This is a genomic window from Micromonospora solifontis (genome assembly GCF_003725545.1).
Lineage (GTDB): Bacteria > Actinomycetota > Actinomycetes > Mycobacteriales > Micromonosporaceae > Micromonospora > Micromonospora solifontis.
Map to the genome: position 1 here is coordinate 1 of NZ_RJLN01000054.1, position 18,997 is coordinate 18,997.

Annotated in this window: 19 protein-coding genes; 13 read left to right on the forward strand and 6 right to left on the reverse strand. The window is 73.2% G+C overall.

The genetic code is table 11. The features are described from left to right. Positions 1-342: nucleotidyl transferase AbiEii/AbiGii toxin family protein (locus EFE23_RS28225; RefSeq protein WP_199737131.1), on the forward strand; the 342-nt coding region annotated here is incomplete at its 5' end. 130 nt (positions 343-472) lie between these two features. Here the strand turns inward: EFE23_RS28225 and EFE23_RS18460 are convergent. Further along, complete coding sequence (locus tag EFE23_RS18460) at positions 473-1,222, reverse strand: helix-turn-helix domain-containing protein (protein ID WP_123242212.1); 750 nt, start codon at positions 1,220-1,222, stop codon at positions 473-475. A gap of 236 nt (positions 1,223-1,458) precedes the next feature. Here EFE23_RS18460 and EFE23_RS18465 point away from each other — a divergent pair, with 236 nt between their 5' ends. Both EFE23_RS18465 and EFE23_RS18470 read left to right on the forward strand, forming a co-directional pair. Beyond that, positions 1,459-2,124 (forward strand): DUF4097 family beta strand repeat-containing protein, encoded by a 666-nt coding sequence (locus EFE23_RS18465; RefSeq protein ID WP_123242213.1) that lies wholly within the window; start codon positions 1,459-1,461, stop codon positions 2,122-2,124. A 12-nt stretch (positions 2,125-2,136) separates the two neighbouring features. Continuing rightward, positions 2,137-2,943: an alpha/beta fold hydrolase gene (locus tag EFE23_RS18470; RefSeq protein ID WP_123242187.1), complete on the forward strand. Its 807-nt coding sequence runs from the start codon at positions 2,137-2,139 to the stop codon at positions 2,941-2,943. A 76-nt stretch (positions 2,944-3,019) separates the two neighbouring features. Here EFE23_RS18470 and EFE23_RS18475 read toward each other — a convergent pair whose 3' ends face one another. The 4 genes from EFE23_RS18475 to EFE23_RS18490 all read right to left on the reverse strand — a co-directional run bounded on the left by EFE23_RS18475 (position 3,020) and on the right by EFE23_RS18490 (position 6,730). Beyond that, positions 3,020-4,285 (reverse strand): ABC transporter permease, encoded by a 1,266-nt coding sequence (locus EFE23_RS18475; protein ID WP_123242188.1) that lies wholly within the window; start codon positions 4,283-4,285, stop codon positions 3,020-3,022. Then, positions 4,282-4,971 carry an ABC transporter ATP-binding protein gene (locus EFE23_RS18480; protein ID WP_123242189.1) on the reverse strand — a complete coding sequence of 230 codons (690 nt, stop codon included), beginning with the start codon at positions 4,969-4,971 and terminating at the stop codon, positions 4,282-4,284. Before EFE23_RS18480 ends, EFE23_RS18475 begins: the two co-directional genes overlap by 4 nt. After that, positions 4,968-6,020: a peptidoglycan-binding protein gene (locus EFE23_RS18485; RefSeq protein WP_123242214.1), complete on the reverse strand. Its 1,053-nt coding sequence runs from the start codon at positions 6,018-6,020 to the stop codon at positions 4,968-4,970. The genes EFE23_RS18480 and EFE23_RS18485 overlap by 4 nt, the downstream gene beginning before the upstream one ends. Before the next feature lie 155 nt (positions 6,021-6,175). After that, positions 6,176-6,730: a hypothetical protein gene (locus EFE23_RS18490; protein ID WP_123242190.1), complete on the reverse strand. Its 555-nt coding sequence runs from the start codon at positions 6,728-6,730 to the stop codon at positions 6,176-6,178. Between the two features lie 132 nt (positions 6,731-6,862). Here EFE23_RS18490 and EFE23_RS18495 point away from each other — a divergent pair, with 132 nt between their 5' ends. The 6 genes from EFE23_RS18495 to EFE23_RS29010 all read left to right on the forward strand — a co-directional run bounded on the left by EFE23_RS18495 (position 6,863) and on the right by EFE23_RS29010 (position 15,251). Then, complete coding sequence (locus EFE23_RS18495) at positions 6,863-7,519, forward strand: response regulator transcription factor (RefSeq protein WP_199737132.1); 657 nt, start codon at positions 6,863-6,865, stop codon at positions 7,517-7,519. Beyond that, entirely contained in the window at positions 7,516-8,766 is a 1,251-nt protein-coding gene (locus EFE23_RS18500; protein WP_123242191.1) for a sensor histidine kinase, read from the forward strand. Before EFE23_RS18495 ends, EFE23_RS18500 begins: the two co-directional genes overlap by 4 nt. A gap of 178 nt (positions 8,767-8,944) precedes the next feature. Then, positions 8,945-10,267 carry an AAA family ATPase gene (locus tag EFE23_RS18505; protein WP_123242192.1) on the forward strand — a complete coding sequence of 441 codons (1,323 nt, stop codon included), beginning with the start codon at positions 8,945-8,947 and terminating at the stop codon, positions 10,265-10,267. A gap of 106 nt (positions 10,268-10,373) precedes the next feature. Next, on the forward strand, positions 10,374-12,911 hold the full coding sequence (locus tag EFE23_RS18510) for a hypothetical protein (protein WP_148058478.1): 2,538 nt from the start codon (positions 10,374-10,376) through the stop codon (positions 12,909-12,911). Positions 12,912-13,076: 165 nt separating this feature from the next. Further along, on the forward strand, positions 13,077-13,991 hold the full coding sequence (locus EFE23_RS28025) for a hypothetical protein (RefSeq protein WP_148058479.1): 915 nt from the start codon (positions 13,077-13,079) through the stop codon (positions 13,989-13,991). Between the two features lie 264 nt (positions 13,992-14,255). Further along, entirely contained in the window at positions 14,256-15,251 is a 996-nt protein-coding gene (locus EFE23_RS29010; RefSeq protein ID WP_233601053.1) for a hypothetical protein, read from the forward strand. Positions 15,252-15,351: 100 nt separating this feature from the next. On the opposite strand, the gene EFE23_RS18525 is transcribed toward EFE23_RS29010, so the two are convergent. After that, positions 15,352-15,918: a snapalysin family zinc-dependent metalloprotease gene (locus EFE23_RS18525; RefSeq protein ID WP_123242195.1), complete on the reverse strand. Its 567-nt coding sequence runs from the start codon at positions 15,916-15,918 to the stop codon at positions 15,352-15,354. A gap of 173 nt (positions 15,919-16,091) precedes the next feature. Between EFE23_RS18525 and EFE23_RS18530 the strand changes: the two genes are divergently transcribed. The 4 genes from EFE23_RS18530 to EFE23_RS18545 are packed head-to-tail and all read left to right on the forward strand — an operon-like array spanning position 16,092 to position 18,995. Then, complete coding sequence (locus tag EFE23_RS18530; RefSeq protein ID WP_123242196.1) at positions 16,092-17,276, forward strand: lipid-transfer protein; 1,185 nt, start codon at positions 16,092-16,094, stop codon at positions 17,274-17,276. A gap of 4 nt (positions 17,277-17,280) precedes the next feature. Then, positions 17,281-17,739 (forward strand): MaoC family dehydratase N-terminal domain-containing protein, encoded by a 459-nt coding sequence (locus EFE23_RS18535; RefSeq protein WP_123242197.1) that lies wholly within the window; start codon positions 17,281-17,283, stop codon positions 17,737-17,739. A gap of 2 nt (positions 17,740-17,741) precedes the next feature. After that, complete coding sequence (locus tag EFE23_RS18540; RefSeq protein WP_123242217.1) at positions 17,742-18,137, forward strand: MaoC/PaaZ C-terminal domain-containing protein; 396 nt, start codon at positions 17,742-17,744, stop codon at positions 18,135-18,137. Positions 18,138-18,164: 27 nt separating this feature from the next. Continuing rightward, the gene (locus EFE23_RS18545) at positions 18,165-18,995 is read left to right on the forward strand and encodes an SDR family NAD(P)-dependent oxidoreductase (protein ID WP_123242198.1); all 831 of its coding nucleotides are present in this window, start codon (positions 18,165-18,167) and stop codon (positions 18,993-18,995) included. Positions 18,996-18,997 lie beyond the last annotated feature (2 nt).

The following is an 18,997-nucleotide window of genomic DNA, read 5'->3' on the forward strand; positions in this document are numbered from 1 at the left end:
CTACAGCGGGGCGAGGCGAACACCCGCTGGCGCGATTTTGCCGACGTGTACCTGCTGTCCGGCCAGCACGATGTGGACGGGGACGAACTCGCCACCGCCGTGCGGCGGGTTGCCGCTTATCGCGAGGTGATGGCGGTGTCGCTGAGCGAGGTCCTCGACGGCTACGCGACGCTGGCCCAATCACGGTGGGCGGCCTGGCGGCGCAAACACCGCCTCGAAGAGCGGCTGCCCCAGGATTTCGGAGTGGTGCAGCGCGCGTTCCTGCTTGCCGATCGGGCACTGTCTGGAGCCTCGCGGGGACAGACCTGGCACGCGGGGTCCACCGCATGGGTGGCCCGGTGACCCCGGGGTAGTGCGGGTCTTCGGCGACATTGCCGATCTGATCAGCTGCCTCCGGTGACGTCGCGTCAGGCGGCGAGGGCCTCGGCGAGCTTCACCGGGACGGCGCGTCGAACAGAATCGGCGAGAACGATCATGGCTGTCGGCGGATGCCGGTGTCGGTGGGGGCCGTTTCGGGTCTGGTGTGCAGGACTTCGCGGGCCTGTTCGGCGGCGCGGGTGATGCTCTCGCTGATGAAGTCGAGGAAGCGGGCGATGTTCTCCAGGCGGGCGGCGGCCGGGGTGTGCGGGCCGAGGATGGCGACGCCCTGGCGTGCGGTCTCGACGAGCTGGTCGTTGGCTCGGGCGCTGGCGATCGTCGCCTGGTAGAAGAGCTCGTCGTCGACGAGGTACCGGTCCCGGCGGCGTTCGTCGCGTTCCCGGCGGACGAGGCTCTGGCTCTCCAGGAAGGCGATCGCCTTGGAGATCGACGCCGGGCTGACCTGGAGGCGCTGGGCGAGTTGAGACGCGGTGAGGCTGCCTGCGTCGGTGGTGAACAGGCAGGTCAGCACCCGGGCTCCCATCTTGTTCAGGCCCGAGCCCATGAGCACCGTGGTGAGGGTCTCCTCGTACTCGGCCAGGGCCTCGGCGTCGCGTCCGGCTTGCTGGGGGACTGACTCCGGCCCGCGGGAGGGGGCGGGCCGGCGCCGGTGCGCGCGGCGTTCGGTGGCGCGGTGGGCCAGGTCGGCGCGGTAGGCGGTGGGGCCGCCGTTGCGCATCACCTCACGTGTGATCGTCGAGGTCGGCCGGTTGAGGCGCCGGGCGATCTCGGCGTAGGGGAGGCTGTCGGCCAGCCCCAGCGCGATCTGCTGGCGTTCCTGCTGGGTGAGCCTGCCTCCCGGCATCGCGATCTCCCTGGTGATCATCCGGCGGTCCCTGACCCCCTGACGATAGCGTTCACTGTTCATCCATTGCAATGTGCCGACTGGCTTTCGTTGCGTTACTCCGGAGACTGTTGCAACGATTTCTATAGCTCCACCTGGGAAGACTGCTGTCCAGTGCAACAAAAGCGTTGCCGAGGACTGGAAAGCAACGTAGCTTTTCCCGTATCGGAAACAACGAACGAGCACCGGAGCGCATGATGCAGAAGTTCGACACCCCCGCCCCGATCTCCGCCGTCCTGGCCATCCCCGCCGGACGCATCCAGTTTATCGCCGCCGACCGGGCCGACACCGTCGTCGAGATCCGGCCCGCCAACGCCGCCAAGAGCCGCGACGTCCAGACCGCCGAGCAGACCACGGTCGGCTACGCCGACGGCGTCCTGCGGATCCACGCCCCCGAGCCCGCCAACCGGCTCGTCGGCGCCGCCGGATCCGTCGAGGTCACCGTCCAGCTGCCCGCCGGCTCCGGCGTCGAGGCCAGGGCCGCCAGCGCCGAGTTCCGTGGCGTCGGCCGCCTCGGCGACGTCGCCGTCGACGGCGCGTACCGCCAGATCAAGATCGACGAGGCCGCCCGCGTCCGCCTTACCGCGATCGACGGCGACGTCGAGGTCGGCCGGCTCAACGGCCCCGCCGAGATCAGCACCGCACGGGGCGACATCCGGATCACCGAGGCCGTGCGCGGCACGGTCGTCCTGTGTACCCAGTCCGGCGACATCTCGGTCGCCGCCGCCCCCGGCGTCTCGGCCGCCCTGGACGCCGGCACCGGCTACGGCCGTATCAGCAACGCCCTCAAGAACGACGGCAGCACCGAACTCGACATCCGCGCCACCACCTCCCACGGCGACATCACCGCCAGCAGCCTCTGAAGGAGCAGAACCATGACGAAGATCAGCGCTTCCGCGACCAGTTCGACGTGGACCGGCCTGGTGCCGGTCGAGGACACGGCCCTGGCCGTCACCGACACCGGCGGTCCCGGCGTCCCGGTGGTCTACCTCAACGGCCAGTTCGCCACCCAGGGTTACTGGCGGCGGGTCATCGCCGAACTGGGGACGGGGTGGCGGCACATCACCTACGACGAGCGGGCGCGCGGCAGATCGAAGCGTTCGGCGGACTATTCCTTCGAGGCAGCCGTCCGGGACGTCGACGCCGTGCTCGCGGCCCGGGGCGTGGACCGGGCACTGCTGGTGGGCTGGTCCTACGGGGCGGTCGTCGGGGCGCACTGGGCCAGCCGGCATCCGGACCGTACCGTGGGCGCGGTCCTGGTCGACGGCGCGTTCCCGTACGACTGGCTCGACGACGCCATGGAGCAGCGGATCCGGAAGCTGTTCCGGCGGATGAGCTGGTTCCTGCCGCTGCTGCGCCCGACGGGCCTGGCGCCGCGGATGACCGCCGAACAGCAGGCGAACAGCAACATCGAACTCGGCCGGCTCTCCCGCGAGCGCGAGCTGGGCCCCGTGCTGGACCGCATCACCGTCCCGACGCGGTACGTGGTCGCGTCGGGAACGTCCTTCGGCAGCCGCGGCGACGAGCAGGAACGCATCCGTACCAGCCTCGACGCGGTGACCACCCGCAACCCGAACATCCAGATCGCGGCGAAGGTCACCAGCAACCACGGGGCGATCCTCAAGAAGGACTACGCGGCCGTCGCCGAGGCCGTTCGCGAGGTCGCCGGCCGCGATCGCTGATGAGAGGACGCAGCGGACCGAGGACCAGGATTGGCGGGTTGTGGCCGGGTGACCGGCCACAACCCGCCAGGACCGGTCAGGGCGTGGCGAGCGCCTCGGTGGGCGCGAGCCGGGCCGCCCGGATCGCCGGGTACAGCCCGGCGAGGGCCCCGATCAGCAGGGTCGCCCCGAGCCCGCCGGCCACCGCCCACACCGGCACCACCGTCGGCCACGCCTGGGAGAACGCGTACGCCGTCGTGACCCCGCTGCCGAGCAGGACCCCGCCGACGCCGCCCAGGGCGGACAGCAGCAGGGACTCGGCCAGGAACTGGGTGCGTACCTGGCCCCGGGTCGCGCCGAGCGACCGGCGCAGGCCGATCTCCGGGCGGCGCTCCAGCACCGAGATCACCATCGTGTTCGCCACCCCGACCCCGCCGACCAGCAGGGCGACCGCGCCGAGGCCGAGCAGCAGCCCGGTGAACGCCTCGTCGGTGGCCTGCTTCGCGGCGAGCGCGTCGGACGGCCGCGCCACCTTCACCTCGTCGGGTGCCTCCGGGTTGGCCGTGGCGCCGAGCACCCCGCGCACCGCCTCGACCGCCGTGTCCGACGTCCGGGCGTACACGGTGGTCGGGTGCCCGTCAAAGCCCAGGTACGAGGCTGCGGCGTCCCAGCCGACCAGCGCGGACAGGTCCAGCTCCGGCGCCAGCGGCGCGGGCGCGAGGATCCCCACCACGGTGAACCACCGGTTGCCGACCTGCACCTGCACGTCCGGACCGGCGGCGCCGATGCCCAGCCGCCGGGCCGTGGTGGCCCCGAGCACCACCGCCGGGTAGCGCGCGGTGGCGGCGTTGAGCCAGGCGCCGCTGGCCACCTCCAGCCCGACGGTGTCCCGCAGCTCCAGGCCGGCGGCCCGGGCGGCGATCCCGCCGCTCTCGCCCCGGGCGATCAGGTCCGACCGGTAGACCCGCGCGTCGGCCAGCAGCCCGGTGGCGGCGACCTGCCGCACCGGCCCGATCCGCCCGATCATCGCCACCGACTCGGTCGGCAGTTGGGCGTCGCCGCCGAAGAGCGTGTTGCCCGGGCTGACGGTGAGCAGGTTGGTGCCGAGCCGCGCAAGGGTGCGGTCCAGCTCCGCCCGGGACGACGCGGAGATCCCGACGACCGCCACCATCGCGGCGATCCCGATCGCGATGCCCAACGCCGACAGGAACGCCCGCAGCGGCCGGGTGCGCAGCCCGACCCCACCGACCCGCAGCACGTCGCGGGGCCGCAGCCGGGCGGGCGCCAGCCGCGGCGGCCGGCGCTCGCCGGCACCGCGCTGGGCCGTGGGACCGCCGTCCAGCACGCCGAGCCCGCTACTCATGCCGACACCTCCGCCGGTCGGTGGTCGGCCACGATCCGACCGTCGCGCATCTGCACCCGGCGGGGCAGACCGGCGGCGATCTCCAGGTCGTGCGTGATCACCACGATGGTCGTCCCGGTCGCGTGCAGGTCGCGCAGCAGCGCCAGCACCGCGGCGCCGGACGCCGAGTCCAGGTTGCCGGTCGGCTCGTCGGCCAGCAGCAGCGCCGGCTCACCCACCACCGCGCGGGCGATCGCCACCCGCTGCCGCTCGCCGCCGGACAGCTCGTGCGGCCGGTGGGCGAGCCGGTGCCCCAACCCCACCCGGACCAGCGCGGCCTCCGCGCGCCGCCGCCGCTCCCGCAGGGGTACGCCCGCGTAGAGCAGCCCGTCGGCGACGTTGTCGCGGACCGGCACGTTCGGCGCGAGGTGGAACTGCTGGAAGACGAAGCCGATCCGGGACGACCGGAGCGCGGAAAGCTGCCGGTCGGTGAGCGTCGCCACGTCGTGCCCGTCGATGCGTACCCGGCCGGTGGACGGGCGATCCAGGGTGCCGACCAGGTGCAGCATGGTCGACTTGCCCGACCCGGAGGGGCCGACGATCGCGACCAGCTCGCCGTGGTCGATGGTCAGCGACACCCCGTCGAGGGCCCGCACGCCGCCCGGGTAGACCTTGCTCACCCCGGCCAGGTCGACGACCCCGGTCACGTCGGCATCCCCACGGTCGCGCCCTCGGTCAGCCCGGCACCGGAGACCTCCACCCGGCCGGCGGCGAACAGGCCGGTCGTCACGGCCACGGTCCGGGTGGTCGAGCCCTCGACCAGTTGCACGCCGTACCCGCCCTCGGCCAGCGCGAGCAGCGCGGCGACCGGCACGGTCAGCACGTCCCGGCGCTCGGCGGCGGTGAACGCCACCTTGGCCGAGGCCTGGTCGAAGCCGGTCAGCGCCTTCGGGTCGGCCACGGTCACGGTGACCTCGATGGTGGTGGTCGGCTCGTTCTGGCCGCCGGCCCCACCGCCGCCCCCGGTCTCGATCACCGTCTCCGTCGTGGCGACCGTCCCGGCGACCTCCTTGCCGTTGGGCAGGGTGACGGTCACCTTGGCACCCTTCTTCGCCAGCCGCTCGTCGTCGACCTCCAGCGACACCGTCACCACCCGGGTGGTGCCGGTCCAGGTCAGCACCGCCTGCCCGGGCTGGGCCGGGTCGCCGGCGTCCGCCTCGTGGCTCTCCACCCGCACCGGGCCGGGGGCGTAGACGACCCGGCCCAGCTCGACCCGGCCGGTCTCCGGCAGGTCGAGGTCCTCCTGCCAGTCCCGCACCGCGTCCGCGGTGGCCGAGGTGTACTCGTCGTCGACGGTGAAGCCGGAGTAGCCGAGTGCGTCCAGGTTCCGCTCCAACTGCCGCACGTCCGCGCCGGACATGCCCGGCCCCAGCGTCCGGTAGGCCGGCAGCGACCCGTACAGCAGCACCACCTTCGCGTCGTCGACCGCGTACAGCGGTTTGCCCCGCGCGACCTGGCTGCCGGTGTCGGCCAGCCAGGTGACGGTGCCGCCGCCGCGGGCCGCCGCGGTGTGGGTGGCGCCGTAGCCGAGCTCCCCGTCGAAGCTCTCCGTGTCGGTCAGGGTCTGCCGGGTGACCTGGGCGGTCGCCGGTGGCAGGCCGCCGCGGGCCGGCGTACCCCCGTCGCGGCCACCGTCCGCGACCGCGGCGGTGACGCCCGCCGCGGCGGCGACCACCACCGCCGAGGCGACCACGATCGGGGTACGCGCGCGACGCCGACGGCGGCCGCGTTCACCGGTCGACGCCTGCGTCGCTGGCGGATCGGCCGGCGCGGCGGCCGTCGCCACGGTGGTGCTGGCGTTGACCGGGGCCGGTGCCTGCGGGGCCCGCAGATCCGGCTCGCTGCGCGCGGTCACGGCTTCCGCTTCAGCATGAGCGGCGCGCCCTCCTGGCGGCACTTCTCCAGCGCGGCCCGCATCGTCGGGCTGTCCGGATCGAACCCGGCGCCGCCGCTGATTTCGATGCTGCCGTCCGGGCCCGGGTCGGGGAAGTTCGGCACCCCGTTCTCCCGCATGCACCTGGCCAGCGCCCGCACCTTCTCCACCTGCTCCGGGTCGAGCTTGATCGCCTTGCCGCCGTTGGGCAGCAGGCTGCGGCACTGCTCCATGGCCCCCTGGACCTTCGACTTGTCGGTCCCCTCGGGCATGCGGATCTTGAAACCGCCGCCCTCGCCGGGCTCCGGGTCGGGGAAGTCCGGCACCCCGTTCTCCCGCATGCACTTGGCGAACTCGCGCTGCCGGTCCTCGTCCTTCACCGGGGCCACGGTGGCGCTGGGCGAGGCGCCGCCGGCACCGCCACCGGCTGTGGCCACCTGCTCCCCGTCCCGGTCACCGCCGCCGCAGCCGGCCACCGCCAGGCTCAGCAGCAGCGGCAGGACGAGCAGCGTGCCCGACATTCGTCGGCGCATGGCACAACTCCTTCCTCCGGGCCGGCGCGGACCGCCGGCCGATACGGACCACTCGACCGCGAGGGCGGTATCCCGGGCGTAACCACCGGCGTTAACGCCGCCGTTATCGGCGGGCGCGGCACCATGGAAGGCGTGCGGGTGCTGGTGGTCGAGGACGAGACGTTGCTGGCCGACTCCATCGCGGAGTGGCTGCGCCGGGAGGCGTTCGCGGTGGACGTCGCCTACGACGGGGACGCGGCGCTGGAGCGGCTCGGCGTCACCGACTACGACGTGGTGGTGCTCGACCGGGACCTGCCGGTGGTGCACGGCGACGACGTCTGCCGGGCGGTGGTGGACAGCGGCACCGAGACCCGGGTGCTGATGCTGACCGCCGCCGCGGCCGTCCGGGAACGGGTGGCCGGGCTGGCCCTCGGCGCCGACGACTACCTGGTCAAGCCGTTCGCCCTGGTCGAACTCTCCGCCCGGGTGCACGCGCTGGCCCGGCGGGCGCGGCCGGCGGCCCCGCCGAAACTCGCCCGGGCCGGCATCGTGGTCGACCCGGCCCGCCGGGAGGTCTACCGCGACGGCCGGTACGTGGCGCTGTCCCGCAAGGAGTTCGCGGTGCTGGCCGAGCTGCTCCGGGCCGGCGGGGCGGTGGTCTCCGCCGAGGAACTGCTGGAACGGGCCTGGGACGAGCACATCGACCCGTTCACCAACGTGGTCCGGGTGACCGTGATGAAGCTGCGCCGCAAGCTCGGCGACCCGCAGGTCGTCGAGACGGTACCGGGAGTGGGGTATCAGATCAGGTGAAACGACTGACCATCCGGGCCCGGCTGACCCTGGTCCACGGCGGCCTGCTGCTGTTGGCCGGCGTGGTCCTGCTCGCCGTCACGTACGTGCTGGTGAACCAGCGGATGCGGGAGCCGCTGACCGGGGTCAAGGCCCAGATCATCGAGAAGCCGCTCGGCAAGCTGCCCGGCCTGGGCGCGGCCGACCAGCTGCGGATCCTGATCCAGGAGGCCCAGGACGAGGCGAAGCGCAACGCGCTGGAGTCGCTGCTCACCCAGGGCGGGATCGCGCTGCTGCTGATCTCGGCGGTCGCCCTCGCCTTCGGCTGGCTGATCGCGGGCCGGGCGTTGCAGCCGCTGCAGCAGATCACCGGCACCGCCCAGCGGATCGCCGCCGGCACGGCCGGCCGGGGGCTGCACGAGCGGATCGCGCTGGACGGGCCCCGCGACGAGGTGAAGGAACTCGCCGACACGTTCGACCTGATGCTGGAGCGGCTCGACCGGTCCTTCGACGGCCAGCGCCGGTTCGTGGCGAACGCCTCGCACGAGCTGCGTACCCCGCTGGCACTCAACCGGTCGCTGCTGGAGGTGGCGGTGTCCCGGCCGGGCGCCTCCGCCGAACTGCGGCAGCTCGGCGAGACCCTGCTGGCGATCAACGAACGCCATGAACGGCTCATCGACGGGCTGCTCACCCTGGCCGACTCGGAGCAGCAGGTCGTCGACCGCACCCCCGTCGACCTCGCCGAGATCGCCGGCCATCTCCTCGACCAGGCGGCGGCCGGGACGCCGGAGCTGACCGTACGCCGGCACCTCGCACCCGCCCCCACGGCCGGCGACCCGGTGCTGCTGGAACGGCTGGCGCAGAACCTGGTGGAGAACGCGGTCCGGCACAACCTGCCGGCCGGCGGCGAGGTCGAGGTCAGCACCGGCACCGTCGACGGTCGCGCCACCCTGGTGGTCGCCAACACCGGCCCGGCGGTGCCCAGCTACGACCTGGAGACGATCTTCCAGCCGTTCCGGCGGTTGCGCCAGGACCGGGTGGCCGGGCCGGCCGGCCGGGGCCACGACCGGGCCGGTGCCGGACGCGGCTTCGGGCTCGGCCTGTCGATCGTGCGGGCGGTGGCCCAGGCGCACGGCGGCGCCGTGCACGCGCAGCCCCGCAACGGTGGCGGACTCATCGTGACGGTGACGATGCCGGCACTGAACGTGGTCGTTCCCGGGCAGCCGGCGCGAGCGCTGCCCACCGCACCGGCGGGCCAGCTGGTCTGAGTCCCTGGCACGGCTCGTGGCGGCCCGGTGCCTCTCCTCGGCCGCCTGTGGGGGTGACGTCACGAACGACTCACCGGGGCAGCACCGCTGCCCGGGCCGCCGGAAGCGGACGGCCGCCGCCGGACCGTACCCTCCTCGTATCGTGGCCGGGCAGCGGCCAGGTCGAGGGGAGTGGTCCATGCACGCCGGGTTGGCCGTGCCGCCCGCCGTCGAGGCGGAACGGGTCATCACCGCCGTGCTGGCCGACCTGCGCTCCGGGGAGCACCGCGGCGTGGTCGTCGACTCCCCGCCCGGCGCCGGCAAGTCCACCCTCGTGGTCCGGGCCGCCACCGAACTGGCCGCCACCGGCGAGCCGCTGATCATCGTCGCGCAGACCAACGAGCAGGTCGACGACCTCATCGACCGGCTCGTCCGCAAGGCCCCCGAGCTGCGAATCGGCCGGCTCTCCGCGACCGACTACCGGCCCTCGGACCGGGTACGGGACCACGCCACGGTCCGGGTCGCCGCGAAGGTCGCCGACCTCGGCGATCCGGCCGTCGTCATCGGTACGGCCGCCAAGTGGGCCACGGTCGCCGAGGGCACCTGGCCGTGGGCGATCGTCGACGAGGCGTACCAGATGCGCTCGGACGCCCTGCTGCGCGTGGCCGGGCGGTTCGAGCGGGCGCTGTTCGTGGGGGATCCGGGCCAGCTCGACCCGTTCTCCACCGTCGAGACGGCCCGCTGGACCGGCCTGACCTGGGATCCGATGCAGTCGGCGGTGGCCACCCTGCTGCGGCACAACCCGGACCTGCCCGTACACCGACTGCCGGTGTCCTGGCGGCTGCCGGCCTCGGCCGCGCCGGTGGTCGCGGCGGCGTTCTACCCGTTCACCGGGTTCCGCGCCGGCACCGGGCCGGCCGACCGGGCGTTGACGTTCACCGAGCCGGGGCCGGGGGACCGGCTGGACGCGACCGTCGAGCTGGCGGCCCGCACCGGCTGGGGGCTGTACGAGCTGCCGGCCCGGCACACCCTGCGTACCGATGGGGAGGCGGCGGCGGCCTGCGCGGAGCTGGCGCTGCGGGTGCTGCGGCGCGGCGCGATCGCGGTCTCCGAGCAGGCCCCCGGCGGCGCGCCGGTGACCGCGGACCGGATCGCCGTCGGGGCCGCGCACCGCGACCAGGCGGCGGCCATCCGGGCGCGGCTCGGCGCGGCCGGCGCGGGCATCACCGTGGACACCGCCAACCGGCTCCAGGGCCGGGAGTACGACGTGACGATCGTGCTGCACCCGCTGTCCGGGCGGCGCGACGCGACCGCGTTCCACCTGGAGTCGGGGCGGCTGTGCGTGCTGGCGTCCCGGCACCGGCACGCGTGTCTCGTGGTGGCGCGGGCGGGGATCCCGGAGCTGCTGGACGCGCACCCGTCGACCGAGCGGATGCACCTGGACGTGCCGGTGAAGTTCCCGGACGGCTGGGAGGCCAACCAGACGATGCTCGCCCACCTCGCCGCCCATCACGCCGACTGACAACCGGACGAACGGGCACCGTGGAAGGACGCCCGTCGATGCTACGGTGAGCCCCGCGTTCCGCGTGTCCGGACGCGACCAGCCGCGCCATCACGGGGAGAACTTCATGGCGTCATACCGGCTTCTCGCCGTCGCGTCCCTGACCGCCCTGGTCACCACCCTGTCCGGAGCCGCCTCCGCCGCTCCACCCACTGTGGATCGCGCCGCCGCCAAGGCCTCCGTCACCACGGTGCGCGGCCCGCAGCAGGCGGTCCGGCTCGCCACCGGCGAGCGGCTGGAGCTGATGCGCGCGGACACCCGCTCGGTGTCGCCGTTCCGGGTCCTCCCGGCGGGCAACTCCGTCCGGCCCGGGCGCTTCGCGTACGGGGCGGCCGGCGGGAAGCTGCGGGTGCAGCCCACCGGCCACCGGGCCCAGGCGGTGCGGGTGCGGGCCGGAGCGCGCGGATCGGCCACGGTCACGGCCGGCGCCTACCCGGTGACCCTCACCATCGCCAGCCCGACGGCGGTCGCCTTCAAGCTCCTCTACGTGTGGGACCGCCAGACCTGGACCTCCTATTCGGTCAAGGACGAGGAGTTCACCCCGAACGGCAGCGTGCAACTGCCCGACGGCAACTACTTCGCGGTCGCGCTATACAGCCAGTCGGGCGGCGGCAGCTACCTGCTCACCCGGACCTTCCAGGTCGCCGGTGCCGGCGCCACCGTCCGGTTCGACGAGAGCACGGCGAAGGAGACGCGGATCGCGGTCGACGACCCCACCGCCACCCGCTACACCTCCGCGGTGTGGATCTCCGTGCCCGGCGGGCTGGCCGGCTTCGCCGGCGGCGGGGCCGAGAAGACGTACGTGACGCCGTTCTCCGTGCCCGGCGCCTCGCTGCGGTTGCACGAACTCCTGGTGAAGCGGGGGACGTCCGAGTACGTGCCGGGCCCCTACCGGTACGACCTCTACCGCAGCTTCGACGGCACCGTGCCGGCCACGCCGGTGGCGAACGTGACCCGGGCCGGGCTGGCCGTCACGACCACCGCCGTCCGGGGGCAGGCGAGGGCCACCAACGGCACGCTGCAGACCGTGCCGTACACCGCGGGGGACTGGACCGGTGTCTACCTCCCGTCGCCCGTCGCGGTCCCGGGCACCCTCACCGAGTACGTGACGCCCAGCCAGTCCTTCGGACGGCTGCTGAACTACCGTCCCACGGCGCAGGACATGACCCTGACGGAGCGGGTCCTGCCGGCGGGCCTGTCGGCTGGTGAGACGATCGGTGGCGCGCCGTTCGCCCCGCGTCGGGCCCCCGGCAGCGACTCCTACCGGGACATCACCCGGATGTGGATCTACGAGTACCCGGCCCTGAGCGACGCCGCCGGGAACCTGGGGCTCGACCGGGACGCGAAGGTGTCGATCAACCTCAGCTCCGGCGGAGAGCCCTACATCTCGGCCAGCGGCCTGTCGCCGTACCAGTCCGTGTCCGCGACGGTGCCGTCAGTGTCGACGGTCTACCAGCTGAACCACACCGTCACCCGGGTCGCGTCCTGGTCCCGGCTCTCCACCGAGGTCCGCAGCGAGTGGCGATTCCTGTCCGCCGGCGTCCGGTACAGCGACCCGCTGCCCCTCGTCGACATCGGCTTCACGACGACCGGCCTCGACACCCAGAACACGGCCCCGCTCGCGCCGATGAGGATCAACGCGACGGCCACCTCGCGCCGCCCGGGCGCGGCGACGACCCTGACCGGCCTGGAGTACTCGACCGACGACGGCGCGACCTGGGCGACGCTGCCCGTCTCCGGCTCGGCGGACCGCGCCTCGGTCGAGCTGACGGTGCCGTCCACCGCCGCCTTCGTCTCGTTGCGCGCCACGGCGGCCGACGACTCCGGCGACACCCTCCGGCGTACCGTCATCCGGGCCTTCGCCGGCCCGGCGTCGCAGGCCGACGAGACGGTCGGCGCCACCAGGGTGTCCAACGTGGTGGTCAACGGCGGTAGGCCGGTCGTCCTGACCCCGTCCGGCGTGGCCGAGTTCACCGCCACGTTCACCGCCACCGACCCGGCCGGCATCGCCGCGGGCGACGTCTACCTCAGGCGCGGCCCGTCCCGCGGCTACCTCCCCCGCGGTTCGTCCGCCGGCCCTGATTCCGTGCTGGTCAGCGGGGCGGCCACGGTCTGCACCCCGACCAGCACGACCACCGCGACCTGCCAGGCGACCTTCCGGGTCGATCCGAGACTCAGCCTCGGCAGGAACAACCTGGCCGGCGCGTGGCAGGTGGCCGTCCGCGCGACCAGCAACGACGGCAGGAGCTTCACCGACCGGCGGGCGGCGGCCACCTTCCCGCTGCTGCGCCAGACCACGCTGACCACCACCGCCACGCCGACGTCGGTGACCGCGGGCAAGACCATCTCCGTCCAGGGCACGCTCTCCCAGGCGAACTGGGAGCGGATGCCCTACAGCGGCTACCCGGGCCAGGCGGTCACGCTGCAGTTCAAGAAGGCGGGCGGCAGCACGTACGCCAACGTGAAGAGCGTGACGGTCGACCAGGTCGGCGAGGTCACGGTGAAGGTCACCGCGTCCGTGAGCGGCTACTGGCGCTACGTGTTCGCGGGCAGCCCGACCGCCGCGGCGGTCACCAGCGGCAGCGTGTACGTCAAGGTCACTTAAGGCGGGCCCTTCTCGCCTTCATCAATCTCACGGTGTGTCGGGACATGTTCGCTCGGTCACGCCGGGCACAATCGCAGGGCCTGGGTGCGACCAGGAAATGCTTCCCTGAGAGGTGTCCCGTTGTTGCGGTGTCGAGGCCGACTGGCTCGGTGGACACTGCGTGGAGTGCTCCTGATCGGTGGCGCGTTCGGCGTGTGGGGCCTGCACGAGGCGGTCACGGATGACGCCGCTCAGGCGGTCGAGCCTGCCCGGGCCTGCCTGCTCGGCGACCTGCTGAGCGCTCGCACACCGGTTCTCGACATTTCGCTGACCTGTACGCGGCATGCTTCGGACGGCTCGGCGACGGTGGGTGCGCAAGCCCGCGTCGGCCTTGGCGGGACGGTCACGAGCCCGGGCCTGGCGGCCCCGGCCCAGGTACCTGCCGGTGAGCGCTCAGCGGTGCCGGCACCGGTAGCCGCCGCGATCGACGTCGCCCGCCCCGCGACAGTTGTCGAGGCGATCAGACCGGTCACTCGTCCTGTCGTGGACCTCGCTTCGCCCGTCGTGGCAGAGATCGGCGGGACAGGACTGCTCAAGCCGGTCGGCGATGTCGTCCGGCCGGTCGTCGAGCCGATCGTTGAGGCGCTGCCTCCGGTCCTCGACCTGGCGCAACCGATCATCGGCGCACCCGCGACGCCGGCAACTCCTCCCGCCGGCCCCGTCGTCGGCGGGCCGCCGGCCGTCGGCGCGCCCGGGGCCGCGCCTGTCACCAACCCGCGCTCCACGCCGTCGCCGGTCGCGGTTCATCCGCCAGCCTCGTCGTGGGCACCGCTGGCACGGCCGGCAGGCGCTCAGCAGCCGGCACCGACGGTTGCCGACGAGACACCACGGCGGTGGCCGGCCGAGCCGAGCCCGGCCCCTGGCGTGACGCCCGCGGCGCCCGGCAGCGCGGCCGGCAGCGGCTCCGGCGGTGGGACGGCCGTTCCGGCCGACGCCGTGCTTGGGTCGTGGGTCCCGAGCCTGCGGCCTCTCGGCTGCCCCGGCAGCAGGTGCGACACACTCGCGGGCCGCTCACGGCGACCGGACCCGACACCGGCCTGAGCAACTGCGGCACACCACGTCGAGGCCTTACAGCCACGAACACTGTGGACGGCCTGCGCGGTGATGCCGGCACGGCTACCAGCTGACCGGCCCGGCATCCGCCCTGTGCGGCACCGCCGGCCCCGCTCCCGCCCGCCTCCGCTTCTCGCGCACGGGCCGGCGCCCGCGATCCCGCCTACCTCGGGCTTCGGGCGTCAGCACCGGGCCCCACCCCCACGACAACCGTCTTCCGCGCACCGCATCGTCTGCCACCAGGAGCACTCCGTGAACCACTCCATGCCCGTCTGCCGCGCTCGATGGCGGGACACCCCGCAGATTGTCGATCTGGTCGTCGGCTCCTTCGCCAGCAGCGCTGTCGGCGCATGGCTGGTACCCGACGAACGCCGCCGACGTGATGTCCTCAGCGCCGTCGTCCAGGTCTGGGTCGAGCAGGCTCTCCTGTTCGGTGAGGCCTATCTCCTGCCGGACCACTCCGCCGCCGCGGTATGGCTGCACCGGTACGGACCCATCCCGGCTCCCGCCTACGGCGAGCGGCTCGCCGTCGCGTCCGGCGAACACCTCGACCGCTTCCTCCGCCTCGACGAGGTCCTGCGCGCGCACCGACCCGCCGGTCCCCACAATCATCTGGCGTTCTTCGCGGTCGCCCCGAACCCCCGCCGCCTCAGGCGTGCCACCACCCTGCTGGTCAACAGCAACGTCCGGATGGGACAGGCCCTCCTCCCCGCGTACACCGAGGCGACGACCCTCGCCGATCGAGACCTGTACGCCCGGCACGGCTACGTCCCCCACGACCCGTTCACTCTGCCCGACGGGACCACCGCCTACCCGATGTGGCGAACCCCGGGAAGCCGGCGTACCGACGGCGCATCCGGCCGAGCCGGGCGTTCGGAGCGGGATGGCCGCAGACACCGGATGAACGACGCCCCGATCCGGGCCGTCCTCGACACGTCCGCGATCATCGCGTTCACCACCGGGTCGAGCGCCGTGGGCGAGGCGATCACCAAGATCGCCGACGAGGGCGGGCTTTTCGGGCTACCCGTGCTGTGCCTGGCTGAGGCGTACCGGTCGAACGTCGACGCCGGCCGTCTCGAGCTGCTGGTCAATCATCCAGCCGCGGTGCTGCTGACCGTTGATCCGTTCCGCTGGCGGGAGTTCGCCACCACCTGTCTCGCGGTCGAGCGGCTCGACACAGCGAGCGCCCTCCTCGCTGCCGCCGCCGACGGCTGCACCATCCTGACCGAGCAGCCGGGGCGGGGATGAGTCGCCGCAGCCAGCGCCACCAGCGTGGAGACCGTCAGGGGCGGCGATCCCGGGCACGGCCGGGGTCGGCGACTGCCGCCGACCCCGGCCGTGGGGATGGTCAGCGCTGGGCGCCGGCCGTCACGGGCGCGGGCCAGCTGTCGCGGAAGACCTGGCTCGTCGTGGCGCTGCGGACGGCGAAGCCGAACAGCGAGTCGACCCGGGCGGCCTCAGCCGAGCTCGGGTACGGGTTGGTGCAGCTGGTGCCGGCGCTGCCGCCGGACATCAGGATGGCGCAGTTGCCGTTGTAGTTGTCGGGCAGGCCGAGGATGTGCCCGATCTCGTGGGTCATGATCCGCAGCGGCGAGTACTGCTGGGCCTGGTAGTAGTCGATGACCACGCGGCCGTTGCCGAGGCTGGTGCGCTGGGCGTACGAGCCGCCGCCGTAGGTGTAGTAGATCATCAGGTTCGAGCCGCACTGGGCCATGTTGATGTTGTTGGTGGAGTTGTTCCAGATCGAGGCGGCCTGGACGGCGTAGCTGGCGAAGGGGCCGGCCTGACTGGTGTTGTAGCAGACGTTGCGGAGGGCGGCGGAGGCCGGTGCCGGGTCGACGGCGACCGCGCCCAGCGCCGTGAGCGTCACGGCCGCGAGGGTGGCGAGGATCCGGGACAGCTTGGGCAGACGCACGGTTCACACTCCCTTTTCGGGTCGGGGTTGAGCGGGAACCAGGCCAGCCTATTGATAGACGTTGCTCGATATCAAGGCGATCGATGAATTTCCGTGCGCTTGATGTCCCTCGATCGCGTGGCCTAGTCTCTTCCTCGGGCGGGCAAGTGAACAGCCGCTAGTGAGGAGTGGTGATGGGTCGGCGAGCGCTCGTGGTGGGCGTGGGGATGGTCCCGTTCGCCACACCGAGGACCAGTCAGCCGTACGACGTGCTGGGCGAAGAGGCGACCCGGGTCGCGCTCGCCGACGCCGGGCTGGACTACGCCCGGATCCGGCAGGCGTACGTCGGATATGTGTACGGCGACTCGACATGTGGCCAGGCGGCGCTGTACCGGGTCGGGCAGACCGGCATCCCCGTCGTCAACGTCAACAACAACTGCTCCACCGGCTCCACCGCGCTGTTCCTGGCCCGCCAGGCCGTCGAGTCCGGTGCGGCGGACTGCGTCCTCGCCCTGGGCTTCGAGCAGATGCAGCGCGGGGCGCTGACCACGCACTGGTCGGACCGGCCCACCCCGTTCGACCGGTTCCACGAGGTCTCCGACCGCATCCAGGGTCCCGGTGACGCCCCGCTGGCCGCCCGCTACTTCGGCGGCGCGGGCGCCGCCTACGCCGAGCGGTACGGCACCCGGCCGGAGACCTTCGCCGCGATCGCCGTGAAGGCCCGCCGGCACGCGGCGCACAACCCGTACGCGGTGTTCCGCGACCCGGTCACCGTCGAGGAGGTGCTCGCCTCGCCGCACATCCACGGCCCGCTGACCCGCCTGCAGTGCTGCCCGCCCACCTGCGGCGCGGCGGCGGTGGTGCTGTGCAGCGAGGACTTCGCCCGCGCGCGCGGCCTGCGCACCGACGTGGCGATCCGGGCGCAGGCGATGGTCACCGACGGCCCGTCGACGTTCGACAGCGGCGACCTGCGCACGCTCGTCGGCTACGACATGTCCCGGGCCGCCGCGCGGCAGGTGTACGAGGACTCCGGCGTCGGCCCCGAAGACCTGCGCGTGGTGGAACTGCACGACTGCTTCACCGCCAACGAGCTGATCAGCTACGAGGCGCTCGGGCTGACCCCGGAGGGCACCGCCGAGAAGTTCATCGCCGACGGCGACCACACCTACGGCGGCCGGGTGGTCACCAACCCGTCCGGCGGCCTGCTGTCGAAGGGCCATCCGCTCGGCGCGACCGGGCTGGCCCAGTGCGCCGAACTGGTCTGGCAACTGCGCGGCGAGGCGCGGGCCCGGCAGGTCGACGGCGTCACCGTCGCCCTGCAGCACAACATCGGCCTCGGCGGGGCCGCCGTGGTCACCCTCTACGAGAAGCGGAGCTGAGGCGATGCCCGTCGACCCCGACAAGGCCCGGGCACTGGCCTTCCCACCGGTCACCGTCACCGTCGAGCGCGGGCGGCTGCGGATGTTCGCCCAGGTCATCGGCGAGACCGACCCGGTGTACGTGGACCCGGCCGCCGCCCGCGCGGCCGGCCACCCGGACCTGCCGGTGCCGCCCACCTTCTTCTTCAGCCTGGAGATGGAGTCCCCGGACCCGTGGTCGTACCTCGCCGACCTCGGTGTGGACCTGCGCCGGGTGCTGCACGGCGAGCAGGAGTTCAGCTACCACGCGATGGTCTACGCCGGGGACACCGTCGAGCTGCGGCCGCGGATCATCGACGTCTACACCCGCAAGGGCGGCGCGCTGGAGTTCCTGGTCAAGCGGACCGACATCCGGCGCGACGACCGGCTGGTGGCCGAGGCGACCGCCGTCATCGTCGTACGCGATCCGGAGGTGGCCTCGTGACCATGGTGGACGACCTGCGCGAGGGGACGGAGCTGCCGCCGCTGCGGCTGCCGCCGATCACCCGGACCACGCTGGCGCTCTTCGCCGGCGCCTCCGGCGACCACAACCCGATCCACATCGACCTCGACGTGGCCCGCTCCGCCGGCCTCGACGACGTCTTCGCCCACGGCATGCTCTCCATGGCGTACCTCGGCCGGCTGCTGACCGGGTGGGTGCCGCAGCACCGGATCCGCACCTACCGGGTCCGGTTCGTCGCCGTCACCCCGGTGCACGCCGAGCCGACGTGCACCGGGCGGGTGGTCTCCGTCCGCGACGGGCGGGCCACCGTCGCGCTCGCCGTGACCCTCGCCGACGGCACCACCACGCTGACCGGCGAGGCGGTCATCGACCTCTCCTGACCATCGCGTACGAAAGGATCGCCGCCCATGGCAAAGCTCGACGGCAAGGTCGCCATCGTCTCCGGCTCCGGGCGCGGCATCGGCCGGGAGATCGCCCGCAAGCTCGCCGCCGAGGGCGCGGCGGTCGTGGTCAACGACCTCGACGCCGAGCCCGCCGCCCGGACCGTCGCCGACATCGAGGCGGCCGGCGGCCGGGCGGTCGCCTGCGCCGGCAGCGTCACCGACGGCGACTTCGCGCAGCGCTTCGTCGACACCGCGGTGGACCGCTTCGGCGGCCTGGACGTCATCGTCAACAACGCCGGCTACACCTGGGACACCGTCATCCAGAAGATGACCGACGACCAGTGGGACGCCATCCTCGACGTGCACCTCAAGGCGCCGTTCCGGATCCTCCGCGCGGCCCAGCCGGTGATCTCCGCGGCCGTCAAGCGAGCGCTGGCGGCCGGCGATCCGGTGCCGGTACGCAAGGTCGTCAACATCTCCTCGGTGGCCGGCCTGCACGGCAACGCCGGCCAGGTCAACTACGCCGCGGCCAAGGCGGGCGTCACCGGCCTGACCCGGGCGCTGGCCAAGGAATGGGGCCGCTACCAGGTCACCGTGAACACGGTCGCGTTCGGGCTGATCCGCACCCGGCTCACCGACGCGTCCGCCGCCGGGGACAGCACCATCGACGTGCAGGGCCGGCAGATCAAGGTGGGCGTCAACCCGGACCTGCTCGCGGCGGCGGAACACATGATCCCGCTCGGCCGGGCCGGCACCCCGGTGGACGCCGCCAACGCGGTCTACCTGCTGACCGTCCCCGAGTCCGACTACGTCACCGGCCAGACCCTGGTCTGCGACGGCGGATTCATGATGTGAGC